The 2,775-nt window shown below is 53.0% G+C and carries 3 protein-coding genes and 3 tRNA genes; all 6 read left to right on the forward strand.

The window, feature by feature from the left end:
* Positions 1–72 precede the first annotated feature (72 nt).
* A complete protein-coding gene (gene birA, locus JN524_RS27120) occupies positions 73–1,026 on the forward strand; it encodes a bifunctional biotin--[acetyl-CoA-carboxylase] ligase/biotin operon repressor BirA (protein ID WP_202371309.1) in 954 nt (317 codons plus the stop codon).
* Complete coding sequence (locus tag JN524_RS27125; protein WP_202371310.1) at positions 1,016–1,765, forward strand: pantothenate kinase; 750 nt, start codon at positions 1,016–1,018, stop codon at positions 1,763–1,765. Before birA ends, JN524_RS27125 begins: the two co-directional genes overlap by 11 nt.
* A gap of 7 nt (positions 1,766–1,772) precedes the next feature.
* Positions 1,773–2,210, forward strand: coding sequence for a hypothetical protein (locus tag JN524_RS27130; protein WP_202371311.1), 438 nt, complete (start codon positions 1,773–1,775; stop codon positions 2,208–2,210).
* Between the two features lie 142 nt (positions 2,211–2,352).
* A tRNA-Tyr gene (locus JN524_RS27135) sits at positions 2,353–2,437 on the forward strand.
* Between the two features lie 24 nt (positions 2,438–2,461).
* Positions 2,462–2,535, forward strand: a tRNA-Gly gene (locus tag JN524_RS27140).
* Positions 2,536–2,561: 26 nt separating this feature from the next.
* Positions 2,562–2,637, forward strand: a tRNA-Thr gene (locus JN524_RS27145).
* The last annotated feature ends 138 nt before the right edge of the window (positions 2,638–2,775 follow it).

Genomic DNA, 2,775 nt, shown 5'->3' on the forward strand with positions numbered 1-2,775 from the left:
GCTGCGCTTGATTTCTATGCAATCGCCCGGCTCATGGCTATTATTCGGGCCTCATTGTGAGGCGAGACCTGCATGCTGACGTTGTTAAATTTATTAAAGGATGGTCGATTCCATTCCGGCGAAGCTCTGGGGGTTGCCCTGGGAATCAGTCGAAGTGCGGTGTGGAAGCAGCTTCAGCATCTTGAGGCTGAACTCGGGTTGTCCATTAACAAAGTCCGGGGCAGAGGCTATCAACTGGCTACGCCCTTGACGCTGCTCGATCCCCTGAAGATTAGTGCCTTGGCAGCGGTTTGGCCGATTACAGTCTTTGATTCCATTGATTCCACTAACGCAGAGGCGCTTCGCGCGATCAATCAGGGTCGAGCGGCGCCGTTTCTGGTATTGGCAGAGCGACAGATTTCCGGTCGCGGTCGCCGGGGACGCAAGTGGGTAAGCCCTTTTGCTGAAAATCTCTACTACAGCTTGGTTCTTCGCATCGAAGGCGGCATGCGCCAGCTTGAGGGCTTGAGTCTGGTGGTCGGTTTGGCTGTTATGCGTGCCTTGCGAAAGCTAGGAGTGGCGGGTGCAGGATTGAAGTGGCCCAACGATGTGTTGGTCGGAAACAAGAAAATCGCTGGTATTCTTCTTGAACTAGTAGGAGATCCGGCAGATGTTTGCCATGTGGTGCTGGGTATAGGCATTAATGTGAACATGCAGGTTGCTGAGGAAGTTGACCAGCAATGGACGTCGATTCGACTCGAGACGGGTAAAAGCTGCGATCGCAACGTATTGGTGGCTGAGTTGAGCGAGCAACTACGCGGCTATATCCAGCGTCATCAGGTTGATGGTTTCTCTGCGTTCCAGGAAGAGTGGGAAAAGGATCACATGTGGCAAGGTCGTCCGGTTTCCTTGATTGCGGGCGTTAGTCATATAGAAGGCGTAGTGCTTGGCATTGATAGCCAGGGTGCGCTGCGCTTGAAGGTGGACGGCGTGGAAAGAGTATTTAGTGGTGGTGAGCTCAGCCTGAGGTTGCGTGATGATTCTTGAGCTCGACTGTGGGAATAGCTTTATCAAGTGGCGTGTATTGAATACAGCGGCAGGCGGTCTGTTCGCGGAAGGTGTTGTCGACTCGGATCAAGCTCTGGTGGATAGCTTGTGCGCATTTGACAGCATGTCGTTGCGTAAATGTCGGTTGGTCAGCGTAAGAACCAGCGAAGAAACTGCCGCGCTCACCCGAATCCTCGAGCAGACGTTTGGTGTCTCGGTCGTGTGTGCCCAGTCGGCTAGTGAAATGTCTGGTGTCAGGAATGGCTATGACGACTATGAGCGCTTGGGGCTGGATCGCTGGTTGGCGATGCTTGGTGGCTTTCATTTGGCTGCAGGCGCCTGTCTTATTCTGGATTTCGGCACCGCGGTGACGGCCGACTTTATTAATGCCGAAGGTGAGCACCTGGGGGGATTCATTTGCCCAGGGATGCCCTTGATGCGTAACCAATTGCGTACACATACCCGGAAAATCCGTTATGGGGACTTGGCTGCCGAAAAAGCGCTAACGAGCCATGCTCCAGGGCGCAGTACCGTAGAGGCAGTGGAGCGCGGGTGCTCTTTAATGTTGAGAGGTTTCGTCCTGACCCAGATGGAAATGGCTCGATCCTATTGGGGGGAGCGCTTTGCTGTCTTTATTACCGGTGGCGATGCTGGGTTGGTGGCGGACGTCGTACCTGATGCTCGGATCGTCCCTGACCTGGTATTTGTAGGGTTGGCGATGGCGTGCCCTTTAACTTGAGGTTTGTATGCGTTGGTTGTTCCTGCTGCTCGTTGTTCTCAATGTGTTCTATTACGTCTGGCATCAGCAGGAAGCGCCCTTGCGTGCGAAAGATGTCACTCCCCTCAGTATGTACCGCGGGTCCCAGCAAGATATTCGTTTATTGAGTGAGGCGGCTGGTGGCTCTGGGGCAGTGCAGGACGCGCGCCGTGCCGGACAGGAGTGTCTGTTTTTGGGTGGTTTGACTCAAGAAAGCAGTATTTCCGCGCTGCAGCTGCGTCTAGCCACCATGAGTGTGAAGGTTCAGGCGTCGCAAAAGGATCTTCCCGAGCCTGGTTTCTGGCTGCGCATTGCGCCCGAAAGCCAGCGTTTATTGGGGGATGTGCAGTTGCAGAACCTTTCCAAGGAATTCAATGAGTTAAAACATAAAATAATGCTGTGTGAGGGGGTTGCACCGCTGGAATAGTTTGCATAGAATGGCGCCCGCTCCACAGCGAACACCTAAACAGGTTGTCAAAGCGGAGCGGCGTCAACGCAGCTAACCTCAGGTTTTTAATGAGAAAATGCTTGACAGAAGGCCGGCGTAGTATAGAATGCCGGCTCGCTTAGGAGGGGTTCCCGAGCGGCCAAAGGGATCAGACTGTAAATCTGACGTCTACGACTTCGAAGGTTCGAATCCTTCCCCCTCCACCATTTTTAGCGTGAGCTGCAAGCTCCGCGGGTATAGTTTAGTGGTAGAACCTCAGCCTTCCAAGCTGATGATGCGGGTTCGATTCCCGCTACCCGCTCCAAGTTTGCAGGTTGTGCAAAGTTTTACGCTCTTGTAGCTCAGTTGGTAGAGCACACCCTTGGTAAGGGTGAGGTCAGCGGTTCAAATCCGCTCAAGAGCTCCATATAACAAGGCAGATATGAAAATATCTGCCTTTGTTTTAATGGTAGATATCGTTCGTCTAATTCTTCTGTTGAGGGTGTTATCGATGGCTAAGGAAAAATTTGATCGTTCCCTGCCCCACGTCAACGTAGGGACCATT

This window comes from Pseudomonas sp. MWU318, from assembly GCF_016756945.1.
Classification (GTDB): domain Bacteria; phylum Pseudomonadota; class Gammaproteobacteria; order Pseudomonadales; family Pseudomonadaceae; genus Aquipseudomonas; species Aquipseudomonas putida_A.

Bases quoted from the DNA above. Each gene is read 5' to 3' on its own strand.
- JN524_RS27130 (WP_202371311.1), top strand. From the start codon at position 1,773: ATGCGTTGGTTGTTCCTGCTGCTCGTTGTTCTCAATGTGTTCTATTAC.
- JN524_RS27125 (WP_202371310.1), top strand. From the start codon at position 1,016: ATGATTCTTGAGCTCGACTGTGGGAATAGCTTTATCAAGTGGCGTGTA.
- birA (WP_202371309.1), top strand. From the start codon at position 73: ATGCTGACGTTGTTAAATTTATTAAAGGATGGTCGATTCCATTCCGGC.